Below are 19,214 nucleotides of genomic sequence, written 5' to 3' on the forward strand. Positions count from 1 at the left end.
CGTCATGTTACTGACGAGGAATAAGTTTGTCGAAGACGGGCAAAAAAGGCCGCCCAGGCAGGTTTAACCGCAGGTCAGCCCGGATGCCCCAGCCGCTCCGCCGGCAGCGGCGCCCCGTCCGGCGCTCCGACCCCACCCCCGCTCCCTCCCCCGCCGGACAGTTCCGCGAGGTACCGCGAGCGCGCCATCGGCTCGGCCCCCAGGCTCCGCACGTGCGGCCCGTCCCACTGGGCGTCGAGCAGCCGCCCGCCCGCCGCACCGAACCGCGCCCCGAGGTCGGCGACGGCGACCCGGGCGGCGTCCGGGCGGCGGTGGAACATCGAGTCCAGGCTCAGCACCGGCCCGACCCCGACCCCGAACACCCCACCGATCAGCTCCTCCCCCTCCCACACCTCTCCGCTGTGCGCCGCCCCCAGCTCGTGCAGCCGCATCAGTGCCGCCGCCAACTCCTCCGTGAGCCAGACGGGTTGACGCCCCTCGGCGCACGCCGCCAGCACCCGCCCGAAGGCCCGGTCGGCGCTCGTCCACCAGGAGGACCGGTTGCGCAGCCGCCGCGCCAGCCGGCTCCCGAGCCGTACGCCGTCCGGAGCGATCACCGGCCGCGGGTCGGGCGACCACCAGGCCAGCGCGTACGGGTCCGCCCCGCCGGGCAGCAGCGCCACCTCGCCCGCCTCGACGGCTTCGCCGTACAGCGCCTCGTTGTACGCGCTCGCGTACACGTCCGCGGCCGGCAGCGGGAACAGTCCGTGCCGGTACGCCGCCAGCAACTCCTCGGCTCCGAGCGTGCCGCCGAAGGCCACCGGGCCGTCACCGTGGCCGAGTCGTACGTCCAGCGCCCCGAGGGCGGCGGCGAAGGAGCTCACGACGGCGCCGCCCGCAGGAAGCCCTCCCGCTCCATCCTTGTCAGGTAGTGGTCGATCAACTCCGCGCCCACCGGCGGAAGTTCGATACCGCTCCCGGCCAGTGCCGCGTCCGCGTTCGCCCGCTCGAACAGCGGGAACGTCGGCCGGAAGTACATCTCGCTGATCGACAGCGCCGTCCCCGGCGCGCGGTCCACGAACAGCGGGACGAACGGCGCGATCGGGTGCGTCGGGTTCCCGGCCGCGAACCGGACCAGCCGCTGCACCCATTCCCCGTACGGCAGTCGGGCGATCCGGTGGCCGCGAACCCGCAGCCGCTCGGCGAGGTCGGCGAGGACGCCCGGCCGCGGGGAGGTGAGGTGGTAGACCTCGCCGGCGGCAGGTGCGTGGGCGGCGATGTGGGCGGTGGCGCGGGCGAAGCGGTCGGCGGGGACGAAGTCGAGCAGCAGCTGCACGTCCGGGCAGGTCCCGCTGTCGGCCAGGTAGGCGATCAGCGCGCACAGTTCGGTGCGAGTGTTCATCATCCCGTCCGCCAGGTCCCCCGTGACGTCGTTGGTACGCAGCACGGTGACGGGCAGTCCGGCGGCGGCCGCGTTGTGCAGCAGCTGCTCGGCGACCCACTTGCTCTCGACGTAGCCGACGCCGAGCCGCTCCGGGTGGGCGAGCGGGGTCCGCTCGGTGACCTTCGCGACACCGGCCGCACCGAAGCCGGCCAGCACGGCGAGGGTGGAGAGGTAGTGCACGGGGACGCCCCGGCTGTGTCCGGCGAGCCGGACGACCTCCCGGGTGCCGCCGACGTTGACCTGCCGCAGCTGGTGGTACGGGTAGAGGAAGTTGACCTGCCCGGCCAGGTGGTGGATCGCGTCCAGGTGCCCGGCCAGCCAGTCGAACCGGCGGTCCGTCAGGCCGAGCCGCGGCCGGGTGAGGTCGCCGACCAGCGGCACCATCCGCCGGTCGGCGAGGTCGCGCCGCAGGAAGCGCTGCTGCGCCGCCCGCAGCCGTTCCAGCGCGTGCTCCTCGTCGGGCGCGCGGACCAGGCAGTGGATGCGCGCCCGGGTGGTGGCGAGCAGCGCGTGCAGCAGGTGGGCGCCGCAGAAGCCGGTGGCGCCGGTGAGCAGGATCTCGGCGGGGTCGACACGGGAGGGCGCCGGGCTCCAGGACTGCCGGAGGTCCTCGGTGAACCGGGCCTCCGCGGACCAGTCGACGGCGGCATCCCGTACGGTGCCCGCGGGGCCCTCCGTCCGCGCCGCCCGCAACGCCCCCGCGAAGGCGAGCAGGACGGGCTCGCGCAGCAGCGCCCGGGTGAGCGTCCGCACCTGCCCGACGTCGATGCCGAACACGATCCGCGCCCGCGCCAGTATCTCCATCGCGAGCAGCGAGGTGCCGCCGAGCGCGAAGAAGTCGCCGTCCGGGCCGATGTGTTCGACGCCGAGCAGCTCCGCCCACAGCTGCCCGACGGCCTCCTCCACCGTTCCCGCACCGGAGGCCTCGGGCGCGGGCGGCACCGGTGCCGGGGGACGCACCGGGGCCTGCGGCAGCCGCTGGCGGTCGATCTTCCCCGCCGCCGTGAGCGGCATCTCCTCCAGCGGCACGAACACGGCCGGCACCAGGTACTCCGGCAGCCGCTCGGCCAGGAACGCCCGGATCCCCTGCGCCCCGCCGGCCGCCCCGGAGGCGAGCGTGTAGTACGCGGTGAGCGTTCGGCTGCCGTCCGCCGCCTCACCGGCGGCCGCGACCCGGGCCTGCCGGACCTCCGGGTGGGCTGCCAGGACGGCTTCGATCTCGGCCGGGTCCACCCGGTGCCCGCGCACCTTCACCTGGTCGTCGACCCGCCCGAGGATCTCCAGCTGCCCGTCCGCCCGCCACCGCCCGGCGTCGCCGGTGCGGTACATCCGCTCGCCGGGCAGCGGCGCGTACGGGTCGGGCAGGAAGGACTCGGCGGTGAGCCCGGCCTGCCGCCAGTAGCCCCGGGCGAGGCCGGGCCCGCCGAGGTGGATCTGCCCCTTCTCCCCGGGCCGGACGGGACGCAGTCGGGCGTCGAGCACGTACGCCCGGACCCCGGGCAGCGGCCGTCCGATCGGCACGGGCGCGGTGAAGGTGCCCGCTCCCCCGCCGAACAGTTCCGCCGTGACCTCGCAGAGCGTCGAGGTGACGGCCGCCTCGGTGACCCCGTACGCGTTGAGCAGCCGCGCACCGGGCAGCCGCTCCAGGCAGTGTCGGAAGTCGTCGGCGTGCCCGGCGTCCCCGCCCACCAGCACCATCCGCAGCCCCTGCGGGCCGGGTCCGCCGGGCGGGAGCAGGTCGAGCAGGTGGTGCCAGTAGTCGGGGGTGAGGTCGGCGACGGCCAGGCCCAGCCCGGGCAGCCGGCCGGCCAGCTCGGTGGGCGCCCAGGTGCCGCCCGTGTCCCCGCCGCCGCCCAGCACCACCGTCGCGCCCGCGAGCAGCGGGCCGAGCACCTGTTCCAGCGCGGTGTCGGAGCCCAGCGCGGCCAGTTGCAGGACGCGTTCTCCCGGGCGCAGCCGGTAGGCGTGGACGATCCGGTCGAGGGTGAACAGCAGCGCGCGGTGGGTGACCGGTACGCCCTTGGGACGCCCGGTCGTGCCGGAGGTGTAGATCAGGTAGGCGAGGTCGTCCGGGACGGCGCCGTCGTCGCCCGGGGACTCCCCGCCCCCGCCGTCGCCCGGGAACTCCCCGCTCCCGCCGCCCTCCGGCCCGAGCACGGACACCCGGGACACCCCGGGGAACCCGTCACCGTCCGCGACCACCACCCGTGCCCCGCAGTCCTCGACCAGCCGGGCCAGGCGCCGCGGCGGGTGCGCCGGGTCCAGTGGCAGGAAGGCCCCGCCCGCCTTGAGCACGGCCAGCCAGGCGGTCACCAGCCCCGGCCCGCGTTCCAGGCAGACCGGCACCACCTGCTCCGGGCCGGTCCCGCGCGCCCGCAGTGCGGCGGCCAACCGGGTGCTGCGCAGGTCGAGTTCGCGGTAGCTCAGCGTGGCGTCGTCGGCGACGACGGCGATCGCCTGCGGGTCGTGCGCCGCCCGCGCGCGGAACAGTCCGTGCACCGTGTCCGCGAATCCGGCCGCCGCCCGCCGTACGGGGGTTGCGCCGGGGAAGCCGAGCCCGGCCGGGTGCCACGCGTGTTCCACCCAGTCCCGGCAGTCGGCCTGCCCGGCCGGCCCGTGGACCTGCCACCAGCCGGCCGGGACGGGTAAGCCCCAGGGCCAGATCGCGTACTGACCGTTGTCGTTGCGGACCACGGCGTGACGTCCGGAGCTCGCATCCGTTCGTACGCCCCGTGCGCTGTCTGCTGCGTCGTCCACCGGCTTGACCTCGTGCTGTGGCGGCAGAATGCTTGGGAGTGCGACATTTCCGACTATACGCACTCATGCCTCGTCGAGGACGTCCGGTCCCGCCGGACGCCCCACTGCTGCGCGCAAGCGCTCGTCCGCCCCACCCGGGTCGGCCCCGCACGGGCTCGCCCGCCCAGCCCTCGCCCGAACTCCCCTGCCCGACGGGCGGGGTGATGTCGCGGAGGAGGTAGCCTCGTTGACTCGCCGGCGCCGACGCCTGATGGTCTGTTATCTGCTCTGGATGGTGCTGTTCACCGGCATCTACTACGCGGATCCGAGCCAGCGGATCATCTGGTGGACGGGCATCGGCCTCGGCGGCGTCGCCGCCATCGTGGTCGGCGTCCGTCTCAACCGGCCCGCGCACGCGCGGTTCTGGTACGTGCTGGCGCTCGCCAACCTCAGTTTCACCGCGGGCGAGGCGGTGCAGGCCGTCCAGCTGGACATCCTGCACCTGCCCAACCCCTTCCCGTCCGTCGCGGACGCCTTCTACCTCGCCGAGTACGTGTTGTACGCGGTCGGCGTGCTGGGCTTCATCCGCTGGCGCACGGCCCGTCAGGACCGCGCCGGGCTGCTCGACGCGCTCATCCTCACCATCGGGCTGGCCCTGCTCGCCTGGATCTACCTGATCCTCCCGTACGCCCGGGACCCGGACCTCAGCTGGTTCCAGAAGGCCGTCTCGATCGCCTACCCGCTCGGCGACGTGGTCGTGCTCGCCCTGCTGCTGCGCCTGCTGACCCCACGCGGCGCCGGCTCCCGCTCGCTGCGGGTGCTCGCCGTGGGCTCGCTCGGCATCCTGGTCTCCGACGTGCTGTACGGGCTGATCCAACTGCACGGCACCTGGCGCATCGGCACGTCCGTCGAACTCGGCTGGGCCGCGTTCTACACCGCCTGGGGCGCGGCGGCGCTGCACCCGTCGATGGTCGAGCTGACCCGGCCGGTGCCCACCCAGCAGCCGGACCTGAGCACCGCCCGGCTGGTGCTGCTCACCCTCGCCTCGCTGATCGCCCCGGCGATCCTGATCATCGAGTCACTGGCCGGCAACACCAGCAACGCGGGCGTGATCGGCGCCTTCTCCGCGCTGCTCTACCTGCTGGTGCTGGCCCGGCTGGCGGTGGTCGTCTCCGACCGCAGACAGGCCGTCGCCCGCGAACGGGCGCTGCGCGAGGCGGGCGCCCGGCTGACCGCGGCCGTGGCGGTGGAGGAGGTCGCGGACGCCGTCCAGGCCGCCGCCTCCACCCTGATGCCGGCCGAGCCCGGGCACCTCGCCCTGCTCGCGGTGACCGAGGACGGGGTGCTGCACGTCCGGCACGCCGGGAGCGGCACCGCCCGACCCCGGCCGGGGGTCGCCGCGCCGTCCGACCAGGTGCTCGACCTCGCCGCCGTGCGGGAGACCCTGCTGCTACCCGTGGCGGCCCTGGGCCTGACGGCCGCCGACCCGCCGGGTGCCGCACGGTCCGGCGGCGACCGCCGCCCCCGTCCCGGTGGCATGCCGTACGCCCTGGTCTGCCCGCTCACGCTCGCCGAGCGGCCCTCCGGCGACCCACTGATCGGCGCGCTCATCGTCATCGGCACCGAGCAGGAGCTGACCAGCCTCTGGAGCTCGCTGGAGATCCTCGCCGCCCAGGCGGCCCTCGCCGTCGAGCGGGTGGAGCTGAGCCGGGAGGTCACCCGCCGCAACAGCGAGCTGTACTTCCGAACCCTGGTGCAGAACGCCAGCGACGTCATCCTGATCATCGACGCCGACGACGGCGTGCGCTACGCCTCGCCGTCCGCCGAGACGGTGCTCGGCCACCCGAACCTGGCCGGCACCCTGCTGACCGACCTGGTCCCGCCCGAGGACAGCCGGGAGGTCGGCAGGGCACTGGCACGGATGCGCGAGGCGCCCGAGCAGTCCCGGGGCGAGCAGCCGCGCGAGCACTGGCGGCTGCTGTGCCAGGACCGCACCCCGATCGAGGCCGAGGTCCGCTTCAACGACCTGCGCGCGGACCCGACCGTCGGCGCCCTGGTGCTCACCCTGCGCGACGTGACCGAGCAGCGGCAGATGGAGCGCGAGCTGACCCACCGGGCCTTCCACGACTCGCTGACCGGCCTGGCCAACCGGGTGCTGTTCCAGGACCGGGTCGGGCACGCGCTCTCCCGGAGCGAGCGCAGCGGGGCCGTCACCGGGGTGCTCTTCATCGACCTGGACGATTTCAAGGTGGTCAACGACACCCAGGGCCACGCGGTCGGCGACGAGCTGCTGGTAGCCGTCTCGCTGCGGATCTCCACCGCGCTGCGCGCCTCGGACACCGCCGCCCGGCTCGGCGGCGACGAGTTCGCCGTCCTGGTGGAGGACGCGCGGTGGCCCGCCGACGTGGACACCATCGCGGCCGGGGTGCTGGCCGTGTTCGCCGAACCGTTCAAGCTGAAGGCGGGCGCGGTCCGGGTGAGCGCCAGCATCGGCGTGGCGACCACCGAGGACAGCGTGGACGCGGCCGAGCTGCTGACCCACGCCGACCTCGCGCTCTACTCCGCGAAGGCCGCCGGCCGCCGCCAGTGGTGCCACTACCGGCCGGCCCTCCAGACCGGGATGGTGGAGCGGCACGAGCTGAACGAACACCTCGACTCGGCGATCGCGGAATCGGCCTTCCAGCTGTACTACCAGCCGATCGTCGACCTGCGCTCGGGCGATCTGGTCGCCTTCGAGGCACTGGTCCGCTGGCCGCACGACCGGCGCGGGATGGTGCTGCCCGACGAGTTCATCGCCCTCGCCGAGGAGAGCGGCCAGATCGTCCCGCTCGGCGCCTGGGTCCTGGAGCGCGCCGCCCAGGAGGCCGCGGCCTGGCACGCCGCGAGCTCGGCGGTCCGTACGGCTGCCGGCCGGCCGCCGCTGCGGGTCAACGTCAACGTCTCCGCCCGCCAGTTCCGCGACGCCGGCTTCGTGGACGTGGTCCGCCAGGCCCTGGCCGGCTCCGGCATCGACCCGCACACCCTCGTCCTGGAGCTCACCGAGTCGGTGCTGATGCGCCGCGACGACCGCATCCACGCCGACATGGCCACCCTGTCCGGCCTCGGCGTGGGCATCGCCATCGACGACTTCGGGACCGGGTACTCCTCGCTGTCCTACCTGCGCGAGTTCCCGATCTCCCTGCTCAAGATCGACAAGTCCTTCATCGACGGCCTCGGCCACTCGCCCCAGCAGTACGCCCTCGTCGAGGGCATCGCCCGGATCGCCGACACCCTCGGCGTCCAGGTCATCGCCGAGGGCATCGAGCACCCCGAACAGCGCGACCTGCTCGCCGCCATGGGCTGCCCGCTCGGCCAGGGCTACCTCTTCGCCCACCCCATGGACTCCCCCACGGCCCGCGCCCTGGTCCGCAGCACCTCCTACGAGCCCGCCTGAGCGGCCGCTCGTCACTCCTTCCGCAAGGCGCGCGACAGCACCGCGAGCAGCGCCAGCGTGGGCACCGCGTGCCCCGCCTCGACGGCCCGGACGTCGGCCTCCGGAAGCCCGGCGCGGGCGGCGAGTGCGGGGAGGGTGAGGCCGAGGGCGGCACGTCGGGCGCGGACGGCGCGGGCCAGGGCGTCGGCGGGGTCGCCGTCCGGGTGGGCGGGGAAGTCCTCGATCAGGGGGCGCGCCAGATCCACCGGATTCTCCTCATCGGCCTGCGGGGCGCACAGTCTGACATGTCGTCAGTACGGGTGGGACCCAAGCGGAGGTCAAGGTTCCTTGACCTCCGCTTGGGGCTTCCGCCTGCCGCCACCGCGCGCCCAGGAGTTCGCGCGAGCCGGACCGACCAGCCCCGGGAAGCGCTGGTCGAGTCCCCGTGGCACGGCGTGGCCGCGCGGCTGCTGCCGCGGTCGCCCCGCCGGATCAGCCGAGCGGCAGCTCCAGCCGGGACTCGCTCCCGCTCGGCGAGCCGATGGTGGCAGTGCCGTTCACCTCGGCGAAGGAGTACAGCTCGTCACGGCTGTTGACGACCAGCGTCAGCCGGTGACCGACCGGCACGTCGTAGGCGGTGGGCTGGAGCTTCCAGCTGGCGGTCGCGTCCACGCCCGGGGTCAGGTCGAGCGCGGTGTACGGCTCGTGCGCGATGATCCGCGCCGTGCCGTCCGGGGCGACGTCGAACAGGTAGGCCACCAGGGTGGCGGCCTCCCCGCTGCTGCGCACCGTCAGCCGGACCTCCGCGGCACCGCGGATGCGGCGGGCCACCTCGCCCTGCCCGGTCAGCGGGTCGGTCGACCAGACCAGCAGGTTGTCCCGCTCGAACTCGGCCAGGACGTACCTCCGGGGGTTGCCCGTCCACTCCTTCTGGCCCGTCCCCATGACCTCGTCCACCGCGGTGGCCTTGGTCAGCTCGCCGACGGCGAAGCTCCGCGTCCAGTCGGCCGCCGCCTTGTCGGCCAGCGCGCCGTCACCGTCGCCGTTGGTCCCCGTCAGGTACCAGTTCTCGCGGCTGGTGGTGACGTCCGCCCACGCGGCGTACTCCTCCCGGCGGGCGGCCTCGGTGATCCGGTTGCCGCCGCCCAGCGCCGGCTTGGTCTTGTAGGTGAACATGACCTGGCTCTTCACCTGCTTCCGGCTCGGGACGTCGTTGTCGACGCCGAGCAGGTGGTGGTCCAGGAAGTCGTAGGCCTCCTGGACCGGCTCCCGCAGGCCGGGGAACGGCAGGTGGGTCAGCAGGCCGGACAGGCCGGCGCCCTCGGGCGCGCCGTGGTCGCCGATCCACAGGTTCAGGTGCTTCGGCACGTCGAGCCGGTTGAACACGTCGACCACCGAGGCGGCCGGGAAGAGCGTCTCGTGCCAGGTGTTGGAGACGAAGGTCGGGATGCCGCGCGCGTTCGTCTCCTTCAGGTAGGTCTCCGGGGAGCGCTTGTTGCCCCAGGCGATCACGTCGTCGAGGTCGCGGTTCTCGTCGAACTTGTCGAGGATGTCCCGGGTTTCCTCGTCGAACTTCTCCTCCTTCGGACCGCCGGTGAAGCCGACCAGCAGCTCGACGGCCTTCACGTGCCGGGTGTTGTTGGCGTAGAGGCTGGTGGCCAGGTTGCCCCAGGTGCTCAGCGCGACCACGGCGGCGACCCGCTTCCTGCGGTCGTGCGCGGCGACCAGCTGGCTGATCCCGGAGCCGTAGGACTCGCCGAGGAAGCCGACCCGGCTCGGGCTGAAGCGCTCCTGCGCGTAGGTGATCACGTCCGACCCGTCGGACCAGTCCTTGGGTCCGGCGACGTCGACGTACCCCTCGGAGGTGGAGATCCAGTTCGGGTAGCCCAGGCCGCGGGGGGTGTAGGCCAGCACGTGGTAACCGCGCAGCGCCAGCTTGAAGTAGGCGTAGACGAAGGGCAGCCAGCCGACCGGGCTCCAGCCGGCGGGCACGATCACGACCGGGCGCGGCTCGTCGCCCGCCAGCTTGATGGCGAACGCCGACAGCCGGGTGCCGTCCTCCACCGTGATCACGGTGGCGTCGATGTCGGCGATCTGCCGCACCTTGGCCACCAACTCGGCAAGCTCCGGCGGAAGCTGGACGGTCTTGACGCCCTGGGCGGCCGCCAGCAGGCCGTTGCCGAGGTCGATGACGGCCTGGTTGACGGTGGCGCCGGGGCCCCAGAGGCCGTTGTCGGCGATGCCGGCCAGCGTTGTCTCGGTGATCGCCGGGATCGGCTCTCCATTGAAGCTGGTCATGCGAACCACCCTTTCCGTGACGGGTACTGACCGCATCATGGTCCGAAGCGACCGGGCCTTAACTGATGGATCGTCAGATTCGCTCGGATAGGTGGTTCACGGGCATCCTCCCCTGCCGACCGCCGATCCGTGGTATTTGCCGCGGCGAGCGAGCGGGCCGACGGGGAAAGCAGGGGCGCACAGGAGCCTCGCTCCGCCGCGAAGTCAGGCGCAGGGCACGGTGGTCGGACGGGCGGCACACGGGTTGGCGCGACGGCGCCCGGCGTTTCGCCGGGGCGGCGCAAACGTGTTGGCTCCGCAGCCTGTCGGCCGCCGGCCCCGCCCGGCACAATCACCGGTATGACGATCACCACCGGTGCGCCGCCCCGGCGCAACACGCCGATCGCCCTCGCCCGCGGCTTCCTGACGGGTGGCGTGATCGGAGGATCGCTCGCCGCGATGGTCGTCGGCGTCGTCATCGAGAAGGTGCCGCTGCTCATCGCCGGCCTGGGCATTCCCATCGTCTACGGCCTGCTGCTCCTCCTCGCCGGCTGGCCACGGCGGGCGAGGGAGGCAGCCGTCGTCCCGCGTACGGCGCTCGCGACGGTCGAGAGCCTGAACGTCCCCGAGGGTGAGGTGACCGACCGGTCGGTGCGGTTCGACCTCACCGTCGTGCCGGACGACGGGCCCGCGTTCCGGGTGGAGTTCACGCAGGACATCAACGTCGCCGACCTCCCCGACTACCGGCCGCGCGGTGTCCTGGTGGTCCGGTACCCGCCGGACCGACCGTGGCTGGTGAGGATCGTGAAGCGACCGACTCCGGAGTGGGAGGAGCGGGCGGCCGGGGCGCGGCTCGACTCGGTGCCCGGGCCGGTCAGGGTGAGCGCACCTCCCGAGGCCCGTGGCGTCGGTTTCGTCGGACTCCTCGGCTTCCTGCTCGGCGCGGCGGCCGTCGTCCTCCTGTTCCGCGTGGACCTGTTCGAGCGGGAAGCTGCCGACCCGCCGTCCTCGTCCGCGACGCCTTCGGTCTCCTCGTCGTGGTCGAGCAGGGTGGTGTCGGCGGGGTCCGGCACCGTCGTGCTCGGCCCCGGCCGGTCGTTCCTCGACGACGGTGAACTGCCGAGAGCCGTCGACTCCCTGACGATGGAGAGGGACTCACGCCAAGCGATCGCCGTGGTCGTGCAGGAGAACCTGCTGTCGGTCGTGTTCTCCCCGACCGGCGCGAAGACCCCGGACTTCGATCCGCTGTCGCTGCCCTACGAGCGGTTCCCCGCCCTGGTCGAGGAAGCCAGGACCACCCTCGGCGCCCACGCCCCGCAGACCTGGCAGCTCACCGCCGACCGTCTCGCCGGTGCCCTCACCATCAGGATCAGCGTGACCGGACCCGAGGGCAACGCCGTGCTGGAGGCCGACGAACAGGGCCGGGTGCTGCGGCGCACCTCGGTGCACTGAACCACGGACAGGAGCGGGCGCACATGAACTGGCACGGAATTCTGGCGCTGTGGTGCGGGGTGTTCGGCCTCGTGGCGCTGGTCGGGTACGGACGGTCGCTGGCCGGCGTGACCCGGGCGCAGCGGACAGTGCGGGTGACGGGGCGGATCGAACGGGTGCGGGAGCCCCGGAACGGGAGCTCCCAGAAGGACGGGATAGCGGTGGTCGTCCGCTTCCGGGACCCTTCCACCGGCGAGGAGTTCGTCGTCACGAACGACAGCGAGACCGGCGACCGGATCACCACGGCCTGGGTGGGCCGGGAGGTCGGAGTCCGCTACCCGCCCGGCAGACCGCACGCCTTCCGGTTCGCCAACGACCTCCAGGCGGGCCGGCGGGGGCTCGGCTGGCCGAACTCCGCGGTGTTCCTGATCTACGTCGGGCTGGTGGTCGTCGCCTCGATCGACTGGGGCTGGCCATGGGCCCTGGTCGCGGTCTGCGGGCCGCTCGCCGTCCTCACCGCCTTCCACCTGCCCGGGGAGAGGCAACGCACGAGAGGCCGTCTGGACACGCTGGCCGCCACGGCACCCGTGCCGGGGCGCGTCATCGCCGTCCTCAAGACCGTCGAGACCGACGCGGACGGCGACCTCCGGACCAGCCGGACGCCCGTCGTCGCCTTCACCACCCACGAAGGCGCGGCCGTCACCGCCTACTATCCCTCGGGCCTGCCCGACGCCGGTGTTCTGTGCGGGAGGGAGGTCACGGTCCACTACTCCCCCGCCGACCCGGCCGACTTCACGCCGGACCTCCCGGCCGAACTCCGGTCCGGGCAGGGGGATCTCGGCTGTGCGGTCGTGGGCCTCGTCGTCACGGGGGCGGCGGCGGTCGCGGGAGTGGTCCTGCTCCTGTCCTCGGCGGGTTGACGACACGCCAACGGCCCGCCGCCGTCGGGGCGGTGGGCCGTTGGGGGGAGGTCCGGCCGGTCCTCCCGCTCGCCAACCGCAGGACGACTCCCCGATCAGGACATCCCGGCAGGACGGGTGACGGGGCGGGGTCGAGCGTCGAGCCGAGAGGCGCATGCGGGGTGGTCAGTGGCGGGCGGCCGCCGAGCGGCTGCGTTCCGGAGGCGTGACGGGCCGGGCGGGACCGGGCGGCTGCTGGACGAAGGGGAGGCACAGGTCGGCCGTGGCCTCGGCGTGGACCGTGAACTGCTCGCGGGCCTGCGCCGGGTCGCGGGCCTCGATCGCCGCGGCGAGGGCGCGGTGCCGCTGGTCGGGCATACTCCGGGCCTCCGGGCCTCCGGGGTGGCCGGCCAGCAGTCGGGTCAGTTCGTGCTGGATGCCCTGTTCGGCTTCCAGCAGCCTTCTGGAGCCGGAGAGTTCGGCGATGTGGAGGTGGAGTCCGGCGTCCGCCGTGCGGTACGCCTCCGGGTCGGCGACCGCCGCGTCGGCGGCGGACTCGAGTTCGCGCAGCCTGGCCAGTCCCGCCTCCGAGGCCCTGCGGGCAGCCCGGGCGGAGGCTTCCCCGGACACCGCGATCCGCCAGGACGTCAACTCCTCGATGTCGGCCTGGGTGTACGGGTGGAGGGCCGTCAGCTCGCCGATCCGGGAGAGGACGTCGGGGACGACGTAGGTACCGGCCCCGTGGCCGCGCCGGGTCTCGATCAGGCCGTCCTCCCGCAGCACCGCCATCGAGTGGCGGATGGTCATCACGGCGACCCCGAACAGCTCGGCAAGGCTCTTCTCGGGGAGCAGGCGGTCGCCGCCGACGAGGATCCGCGCGCCGATCAGCTCGCCGAGCCGGCGCGCGATGGCCTCCGCGGCCCCGGCCGAACGTACCGGCGAGATGTGTTGCGTCCACCCCTTGTCATCCATGAAATCTATCTTCTAGATTTCGCATCTCATCCGCAAGCTGTGATCGCAGGAGAACCATGAGCCTCACCGAGCACCCGGCACCCCTCATCGGGATACCCGTACGCCTCAGCGATGCCGGCGCGCCGGGCGCCGACCATCGCATCGGCGAGGCGAACCGCATCTTCGACGACGTCGTCGCACTGGTCCGGGCGGCCGGCGCCGAGCCCGTCCTGGTGCGGCCGCACTCCGACGAGGACGCGCTGGACGCGCAACTCGCCCACTGCCGCGGCTTCGTGGTGCCCGGCGGAGGGGACGTCGACCCGGCCCTGTACGGAGCCGATCCGGCCCACCCGGCGCTGTACGACGTCAACCCCGCACAGGACCGGCTCGACGCGGCCGTCATCCGGTACGCCCTGGAGCACCGGCGGCCGCTGCTCGGCATCTGCCGCGGCATGCAGCTGCTCAACATCATCCGCGGGGGGACCCTCCACCTCGACCTGCCGGAGACCTCCGTCGCTCACGACGCGGCGCCCGGTGACGAGTGGGCCGTCCACGAGGTCGCGCTGTCGGCCGACAGCACGCTGGCCGAGGTGTTCCGACGCGACCGGATGCCGGTGGCCTCCGGTCACCACCAGGCGGTTGACCGGGTGGGCGACGGACTGCGGGTGTCGGCCCGCGCCGACGACGGATGCGTGGAAGCCGTCGAGGCGTTCGCCGACCCCCAGGCCCGCGCCTCGGCGGCCCGGACCGCCGGTGCCCCGGCCTGGACCGTCGGCGTCCAGTGGCACCCCGAGGCCTTCGTACCCGACCCCGAGCTGCGGCTGCCGCTGTTCCGCACGCTGCTGACCCAGGTGCACGCCCAGCGGAGAGCGGAGCCGCGGTCGTGAACGACGCACAGGGAAGAGTGGGGAACAGCATGCCGCACGACAGCGACAGAGGCGGCCGAACGGTGGTGGTCGGGGACCGCGCGGCGGGCGACCCGACCGCCACGGGCGGCGGAGCGCAGCTGGCCCAGAGCCTCCTCAGCCGCCACATGACCATGATCAGCATCGGTGGCGCGGTGGGAGCCGGGCTCTTCGTCGGCTCCGGAGTGAGCATCCAGCAGGCGGGCCCGGGCGTCCTGATCGCCTACGCCCTCACGGCCGCCATCGTCGTGCTCGTCATGCGGATGCTCGCCGAGATGTCCGTGACCCGCCCCGACACCGGCGCCTTCGCCGTGTACGGCCGGCTGGCCTTCGGCCGCTGGGCGGGGTTCACCAGCGGCTGGATCTACTGGGTCGGCTGGCCCCTGGGGCTGTGCATCGACGCCATCGCGGCCGCACGGATCGTGAACGGCTGGCTCCCGGCACTCCCGGTCTGGCTGGTCGCCCTGGTGCTGGTCGGCGTGGTGACCGCGGTCAACCTCGGCTCCGTGCGCGCCTACGGCGAGATGGAATTCTGGGTCGTGTGGGTCAAGGTCGCGGTGATCGCGCTGTTCATCGCCGTCGGCATCGTCGCGGTCGCCGGCCTGCTGCCGGGTACGCCCGCGCCCGGCACCGGGAACCTGCTGGACCGCGGAGGCTTCCTCCCCATGGGATTCAGCGGCGTCGTCATCGCCACCTCGGGTGCGATGTTCTCCTTCTCCGGCACCGAGATCGTGACCATCGCCGCCGGCGAGGCCCAGGACGCCGCCGCCGCGATCCGCAAGAGCACCCGGACCATCCTGTGGCGGGTCACCGTCTTCTACCTCGGCTCGCTGGCCGTGGTCGTCCTGCTCCTGCCCTGGGACAGCGCCGCCGTGGGCCAGAGCCCGTTCGCCGCCACCCTCAGCCACCTCGGTCTGCACAACGCGTCCACCGTGCTGAACGTCGTGCTGTTCGCGGCGATGCTCTCCACGATGAACTCCCAGGTCTACGCCAGCTCCCGGATGCTGTTCGCCCTGGCCCGGGACCGCGACGCCCCGTCCGTCTTCGCCCGCGTCTCCCGGCGCGGGGCGCCGCACACGGCCATCCTGTTCACCGCCTCGATCGCGGCACTCTGCCTGCTCCTCCAGGTCTTCCACCCCACGACCGCTTTCAGCCGACTCGTCGACGTCGCCGGAGACACCGTCTACGTCACCTGGATCGGCATCGCCGCGGCCCACCTGGTACTCGGCCGTCGCGACCGCGCCGAAGGGCGCCGCCCCGTCCCCGGCACCGGCGTCTGGCTCTTCCCGGTGCTCACCTGGGTGACGCTGATCGCGCTCCTCGCGCTGTACGCGGTGATGATCGCCCTCCAGGAATCGCGAACCGATGCCGTGCTGGCGCTGGCACTCACCGTGGCCGTGGCCCTGGTCGGTCTGTGGCTGCAACGGAGGCATCCGACACCGTCGAACTGAGCGACCGCCGGCCTGAAGGTCACCGGCCGTCCAGGCCCTGAACCACGGGGAGTGGGAAGTCGGCCGGTCCGACGTCCCACTCCCCCGCGCGAGGGACGGATCGCCCTGGAACCGGGCCCCGGGAAGGACGACCCGGCTCTCCGGGCCGAGCACTGTGGAACCACTCGGCAGCACCCGCCGCCGGGCGAGGACACAGGAGGGGACAAGGTGCACGCACCGACACCGGCGACAGCACGAAGGACCGTGGCACTGGGCATCGCCGCCGCCCTCCCGTACATCGCCGTCAAGACCTACTGGGCAGCGGGCGGCAGGGCCGGCCTTGCCGACGGGTTCGACGTGGCAGGCGAGTTCACCCGCAACGGCGCGCCCGACGCACTGGTGTGGCTCGAACAGCACGGCGTCGACTTCACCGCCGTCCTCGCGCTGACCGGACTGGCCCTGGCCTGCGCACTCGTCCGGCCATGGGGGCGGCGCCTCCCCCGGCGGCCGCTGCTCGTCCTGGCCTGCACAGGAACCGTACTGGTCCCCTACGGCCTCCTGACCGCGCTGCTCGCCCTCACCGGGGACGGCGGCAGCGCGGGAACACCGATCACCGGGTGGATCGCGCCGGCCGGAGTCGGCGCCTTCCTCGGGATCGGGACGGCCCTGGGCGTCGGGGCCTGGTCGCACCTGCACCCGGAGCACCGGCGGACTACCGGTGCTCGCGCCGCCGGGCCCAGTCCTCGCGGGTGACGGCGTACTCCACATCACCGTGCTCGGCCCCCTCGACCGGGTCGGGCCACTCCTCGAAGAACGTGCGGACCAGGGACAGTCCGGCCTTCTCCATGACCCGCCGCGAGGCGGTGTTGACCGTCATCGTGGTGGCCACGACCCGGTCCGCCCCCAGCTGCGTGAACGCGTGCCCGACCAGCGCCCGCGCGCCTTCGGTGGCGTGGCCCCGGCCCCAGGCGGACGGCAGGATCCGGTAGCCCGGCTCCGTACCGCCGTCCAGGCCGACGCTGCTCGCGGGCCGCAGCGAGAACCAGCCCAGGAACGCTGCGGACGACTTCTCCACCGCGGCGAAACAGCCCTGGCCGTCCGGGAGTTCGTCGTACTCGCGGAGGATGCGCGGGAGCTGCTGCCGCTCGACGACGTCCCTGGGCACCGGGCGGCCGTCGTCGATGTACCGCATGACGTCGGGGTGGCCGTGCAGGGCGGCCAGGGCGTCGGCGTCCGCTCCGGTGAAGCGCCGGAGCGTCATCCGCCCGGTTTCCAGGTAGGTGTCCACAGCGCCGATTCGAGCAGGGCGCCCGGCCTGCGGCAAACGGTTTCCGGTCGCTCCCGGAACCGGCCGGGACGGCGCGCCTCTGCTGCGCGGGCGTCAGGAGTGCGCGGCGGCCCGGTCGGAGTCACTGCGCAGCACGCAGAACTCGTTGCCCTCGGGATCGGCGAGGACGGCCCAGCCCGAACCGTCGGGGTTCCGGTGGTCGCCGACGAAGGTGGCACCGAGGCCGAGCAGCCGCTCGACCTCCTGGTCGCGCGAGGTCTCGGGCCGCAGGCACAGGTGGACCCGGTTCTTGACCGTCTTGGCCTCGGGCACCTGGTTGAAGTACAGCACCGGGCCCTCCGCCGGCAGCACCTGGGTCTCCCGGTCGCCCGGCCGGCAGTCGGGATCCAGCGGGCGGCCGGTCACCCCGCTCCAGAACCGGGCCAGCTCATAGGCATCCGCACAGTCGATCGCCACGTTCTGCAACACCGAGACCATGCGCGCGAGTCTCCCCGATCCCCGCGCCGACCGCCACCGAACGTGCGCCGGGTCCTCGCACACCCCCTGCAGAGGAGGCCGGCAGGCACCCCGGCCTGCGGAAATACGGTCCGGATGCATGCGCTCACGGACGTGCCTACGGTGGAAGCAGTAGCCCAGAGCATCCGGGAGGTCACGCCATGAGTTCCGAGAAGAAGCCGGTCCAGCTCAAGGCACGCACGGTAGGCGGCCACGTGATAGCGAACGCGCCGATCAGCGGCGACTTCGAGGCGACGCTGACCGACAAGGACGGCAAGCCGGTCGTGGGGCGGCAGATCACCTTCTACAGCACCGCGAGCGGCCAACGGGTCGGCTCCGCGACCACCGACCAGAGCGGGATCGCCAAGCTGAACTCCGGCTCCAAGATCCTCGACCCGGTCATCGTCGCCAGCACCCTGGCCACAGGCTGTGAGGCACGGTTCGAGGGCGACGACGAGTACCAGGCGGCTTCCGCCCACGCCGGCACCGCGGTCGGCGTGTAGTCGACGCCATCGGCTGATCGACACCCGAGGAGTGGGAAGTCGGCCCGGCCGACTTCCCACTCCGTCTGCCGCCTCCCGCCTCGGCCCCACGCCGAGGTCACGGCGCACGGCCTGGTTGGATACGGGGGTGAACAGCGGAAGCCACCAGGAGTCGGGTCTCTCGAAAAGCGTCTGGAGCGACGCCGACTTCGAGGAGATGGGCTGGCACGACGCCACCGTCCACGGCCTGTACGTGCAGCAGACCGACGACTTCCTGCCGAGGCTGCTCCTCGACCTCGACTACATCGTCGCCTGGGTCGCCCCGGTCCGGCCCGCGAAGAGCTTCTCCTTCTGGGTCGCCCCCGCGACGCTCGTCTTCGACGAGGTCTGGGACGTCGAGGGCGGCCTCGGCTTCAAGGGCATGACACCGGAGCTGGAGATCTCCGACGTGCACCGGTCGGCACCGGAGGACGACCACCAGGACTCGCCGCACTGGCACATCGAGGGCCACTCCTTCGACCTGAGGTTCCGCGCGGCCGGCTTCCGCCAGTACGTCCGCGAGGCCCCGCGGCTGACGTCGGCCCCGGTCCTGTCCGACGCCGAGCGCGGCGGCTGCCGCTTCACCGAGGTCGGCTTCGGCTGAGCCGGCCCGGTGTCACGGCCTAGGCTGGGCCGCATGGGAAGGACGCAGGCAGGCGGGGCGGGCGGCCGGTGGGCCCGGTTGCTGCACCGGGGACGGGGGCTCTCGCACGAGGCGGAGTTGCGGCAGGCCGCCGCCCGGATGCGCGGGCGACTCCTCCTCCACCCGGTGGAGGGGCCATGGCAGGAGCCGGCGTACTGGGATCCGCTGCCGACCGCCCGGGAGATCACCGACTCGGTCGGGGACGGCCGTTGGGCGGACCGCAGTCGGCTGAACGTTCCGGGGCCGTTCTACGCCGGCGAGACCGACAGCGGGCTGAACGGCCCGTACTACCTCCCCGAGCACGTGCTCTCCGGCGACGAGCACTGCGAGTTCGTCCACCGTCAGCCCGCCGACCCGCGTGAGGTGGCCGCCCTGGTGGAGATCGCCCACGGCGAGCCGCTGGGCGGCTACGCCTGGGACGGCGACCGGCACTGGACCCCGCAGGCGGTGCGCGACTGGTGGTCACGCCGCGACGAGGTGCGGGCCTGGATCGCCGGCGAACTGGAACTGGGCAACGACAGCCGGAACGAACCGGAGGCGCTGCGGCAGTACGCCGCCTACCTGGACGACGGGCTGGAGGCCTACCTGCGCGGCTACCTGTTCTGGCTCATCGAGCGCCGCGAGCCGCACACCGGCGAGCCCCTGCCGGAGCTCTGACCTGACGCCGCATGCACGGGAGTGGGGGGGGGGGCCGGCCCGCGTCCCCCCCCCCCCGCGGGGGGCGCCCCCCGGGCCGCGCTGGAAAACCCCGGGGCGCCCGGACACCGAAGAGGGGGTGTACGGTGTTGGGATGCAGTGTGGTA

At 73.2% G+C, this 19,214-nt stretch carries 16 protein-coding genes; 9 read left to right on the plus strand and 7 right to left on the minus strand.

Annotated features, from left to right (window positions below; translation table 11 throughout):
• Nucleotides 1-74: 74 nt before the first annotated feature.
• Together ACFU7Y_RS01300 and ACFU7Y_RS01305 are read right to left on the minus strand one after the other, a co-directional pair.
• Entirely contained in the window at nucleotides 75-863 is a 789-nt protein-coding gene (locus ACFU7Y_RS01300) for a leucyl/phenylalanyl-tRNA--protein transferase (protein ID WP_380765916.1), read from the minus strand.
• Entirely contained in the window at nucleotides 860-4,180 is a 3,321-nt protein-coding gene (locus ACFU7Y_RS01305) for an amino acid adenylation domain-containing protein (protein WP_380765918.1), read from the minus strand. The genes ACFU7Y_RS01300 and ACFU7Y_RS01305 overlap by 4 nt, the downstream gene beginning before the upstream one ends.
• Nucleotides 4,181-4,406: 226 nt before the next feature.
• On the opposite strand from ACFU7Y_RS01305, the gene ACFU7Y_RS01310 reads away from it, so the two are divergent.
• Nucleotides 4,407-7,592 (plus strand): putative bifunctional diguanylate cyclase/phosphodiesterase, encoded by a 3,186-nt coding sequence (locus tag ACFU7Y_RS01310; RefSeq protein ID WP_380765920.1) that lies wholly within the window; start codon nucleotides 4,407-4,409, stop codon nucleotides 7,590-7,592.
• An 11-nt stretch (nucleotides 7,593-7,603) separates the two neighbouring features.
• Here ACFU7Y_RS01310 and ACFU7Y_RS01315 read toward each other — a convergent pair whose 3' ends face one another.
• A complete protein-coding gene (locus tag ACFU7Y_RS01315; protein WP_224279039.1) occupies nucleotides 7,604-7,837 on the minus strand; it encodes a helix-turn-helix transcriptional regulator in 234 nt (77 codons plus the stop codon).
• A gap of 226 nt (nucleotides 7,838-8,063) precedes the next feature.
• Nucleotides 8,064-9,869, minus strand: a complete 1,806-nt coding sequence (locus tag ACFU7Y_RS01320) for a CocE/NonD family hydrolase C-terminal non-catalytic domain-containing protein (RefSeq protein WP_380765922.1) — start codon at nucleotides 9,867-9,869, stop codon at nucleotides 8,064-8,066.
• A 339-nt stretch (nucleotides 9,870-10,208) separates the two neighbouring features.
• Here ACFU7Y_RS01320 and ACFU7Y_RS01325 point away from each other — a divergent pair, with 339 nt between their 5' ends.
• The gene (locus ACFU7Y_RS01325; RefSeq protein ID WP_224279041.1) at nucleotides 10,209-11,300 is read left to right on the plus strand and encodes a hypothetical protein; all 1,092 of its coding nucleotides are present in this window, start codon (nucleotides 10,209-10,211) and stop codon (nucleotides 11,298-11,300) included.
• A gap of 23 nt (nucleotides 11,301-11,323) precedes the next feature.
• Entirely contained in the window at nucleotides 11,324-12,199 is an 876-nt protein-coding gene (locus ACFU7Y_RS01330; protein WP_224279042.1) for a DUF3592 domain-containing protein, read from the plus strand.
• Between the two features lie 165 nt (nucleotides 12,200-12,364).
• Here ACFU7Y_RS01330 and ACFU7Y_RS01335 read toward each other — a convergent pair whose 3' ends face one another.
• Nucleotides 12,365-13,150, minus strand: a complete 786-nt coding sequence (locus tag ACFU7Y_RS01335) for a FadR/GntR family transcriptional regulator (protein WP_380765925.1) — start codon at nucleotides 13,148-13,150, stop codon at nucleotides 12,365-12,367.
• Nucleotides 13,151-13,206: 56 nt separating this feature from the next.
• On the opposite strand from ACFU7Y_RS01335, the gene ACFU7Y_RS01340 reads away from it, so the two are divergent.
• The 3 genes from ACFU7Y_RS01340 (at nucleotide 13,207) to ACFU7Y_RS01350 (ending at nucleotide 16,217) form a co-directional block, all read left to right on the plus strand.
• The gene (locus ACFU7Y_RS01340) at nucleotides 13,207-14,016 is read left to right on the plus strand and encodes a gamma-glutamyl-gamma-aminobutyrate hydrolase family protein (RefSeq protein ID WP_380765927.1); all 810 of its coding nucleotides are present in this window, start codon (nucleotides 13,207-13,209) and stop codon (nucleotides 14,014-14,016) included.
• Between the two features lie 29 nt (nucleotides 14,017-14,045).
• Complete coding sequence (locus tag ACFU7Y_RS01345) at nucleotides 14,046-15,485, plus strand: amino acid permease (protein ID WP_380765929.1); 1,440 nt, start codon at nucleotides 14,046-14,048, stop codon at nucleotides 15,483-15,485.
• A gap of 243 nt (nucleotides 15,486-15,728) precedes the next feature.
• Nucleotides 15,729-16,217: a hypothetical protein gene (locus ACFU7Y_RS01350; protein WP_380765931.1), complete on the plus strand. Its 489-nt coding sequence runs from the start codon at nucleotides 15,729-15,731 to the stop codon at nucleotides 16,215-16,217.
• On the opposite strand, the gene ACFU7Y_RS01355 is transcribed toward ACFU7Y_RS01350, so the two are convergent.
• Entirely contained in the window at nucleotides 16,177-16,752 is a 576-nt protein-coding gene (locus tag ACFU7Y_RS01355) for a GNAT family N-acetyltransferase (protein ID WP_380765933.1), read from the minus strand. The genes ACFU7Y_RS01350 and ACFU7Y_RS01355 overlap by 41 nt on opposite strands.
• Nucleotides 16,753-16,845: 93 nt before the next feature.
• Nucleotides 16,846-17,229, minus strand: a complete 384-nt coding sequence (locus ACFU7Y_RS01360) for a VOC family protein (protein WP_224279051.1) — start codon at nucleotides 17,227-17,229, stop codon at nucleotides 16,846-16,848.
• Between the two features lie 179 nt (nucleotides 17,230-17,408).
• Here ACFU7Y_RS01360 and ACFU7Y_RS01365 point away from each other — a divergent pair, with 179 nt between their 5' ends.
• The 3 genes from ACFU7Y_RS01365 to ACFU7Y_RS01375 all read left to right on the plus strand — a co-directional run bounded on the left by ACFU7Y_RS01365 (nucleotide 17,409) and on the right by ACFU7Y_RS01375 (nucleotide 19,068).
• The gene (locus ACFU7Y_RS01365) at nucleotides 17,409-17,750 is read left to right on the plus strand and encodes an Ig-like domain-containing protein (protein ID WP_224279052.1); all 342 of its coding nucleotides are present in this window, start codon (nucleotides 17,409-17,411) and stop codon (nucleotides 17,748-17,750) included.
• A 127-nt stretch (nucleotides 17,751-17,877) separates the two neighbouring features.
• Nucleotides 17,878-18,372 (plus strand): hypothetical protein, encoded by a 495-nt coding sequence (locus ACFU7Y_RS01370; protein WP_224279054.1) that lies wholly within the window; start codon nucleotides 17,878-17,880, stop codon nucleotides 18,370-18,372.
• Nucleotides 18,373-18,405: 33 nt separating this feature from the next.
• Nucleotides 18,406-19,068 carry a ferredoxin gene (locus tag ACFU7Y_RS01375; protein ID WP_380765936.1) on the plus strand — a complete coding sequence of 221 codons (663 nt, stop codon included), beginning with the start codon at nucleotides 18,406-18,408 and terminating at the stop codon, nucleotides 19,066-19,068.
• Nucleotides 19,069-19,214 lie beyond the last annotated feature (146 nt).

This window comes from Kitasatospora sp. NPDC057542 (assembly GCF_042801945.1).
Classification (GTDB): domain Bacteria; phylum Actinomycetota; class Actinomycetes; order Streptomycetales; family Streptomycetaceae; genus Kitasatospora.

Coding starts and splice junctions, on each gene's coding strand:
- ACFU7Y_RS01365 (WP_224279052.1), top strand. CDS start 17,409: ATGAGTTCCGAGAAGAAGCCGGTCCAGCTCAAGGCACGCACGGTAGGC.
- ACFU7Y_RS01345 (WP_380765929.1), top strand. CDS start 14,046: ATGCCGCACGACAGCGACAGAGGCGGCCGAACGGTGGTGGTCGGGGAC.
- ACFU7Y_RS01330 (WP_224279042.1), top strand. CDS start 11,324: ATGAACTGGCACGGAATTCTGGCGCTGTGGTGCGGGGTGTTCGGCCTC.
- ACFU7Y_RS01320 (WP_380765922.1), bottom strand. CDS start 9,869: ATGACCAGCTTCAATGGAGAGCCGATCCCGGCGATCACCGAGACAACG.
- ACFU7Y_RS01360 (WP_224279051.1), bottom strand. CDS start 17,229: ATGGTCTCGGTGTTGCAGAACGTGGCGATCGACTGTGCGGATGCCTAT.
- ACFU7Y_RS01340 (WP_380765927.1), top strand. CDS start 13,207: ATGAGCCTCACCGAGCACCCGGCACCCCTCATCGGGATACCCGTACGC.
- ACFU7Y_RS01335 (WP_380765925.1), bottom strand. CDS start 13,150: ATGGATGACAAGGGGTGGACGCAACACATCTCGCCGGTACGTTCGGCC.
- ACFU7Y_RS01325 (WP_224279041.1), top strand. CDS start 10,209: ATGACGATCACCACCGGTGCGCCGCCCCGGCGCAACACGCCGATCGCC.
- ACFU7Y_RS01375 (WP_380765936.1), top strand. CDS start 18,406: ATGGGAAGGACGCAGGCAGGCGGGGCGGGCGGCCGGTGGGCCCGGTTG.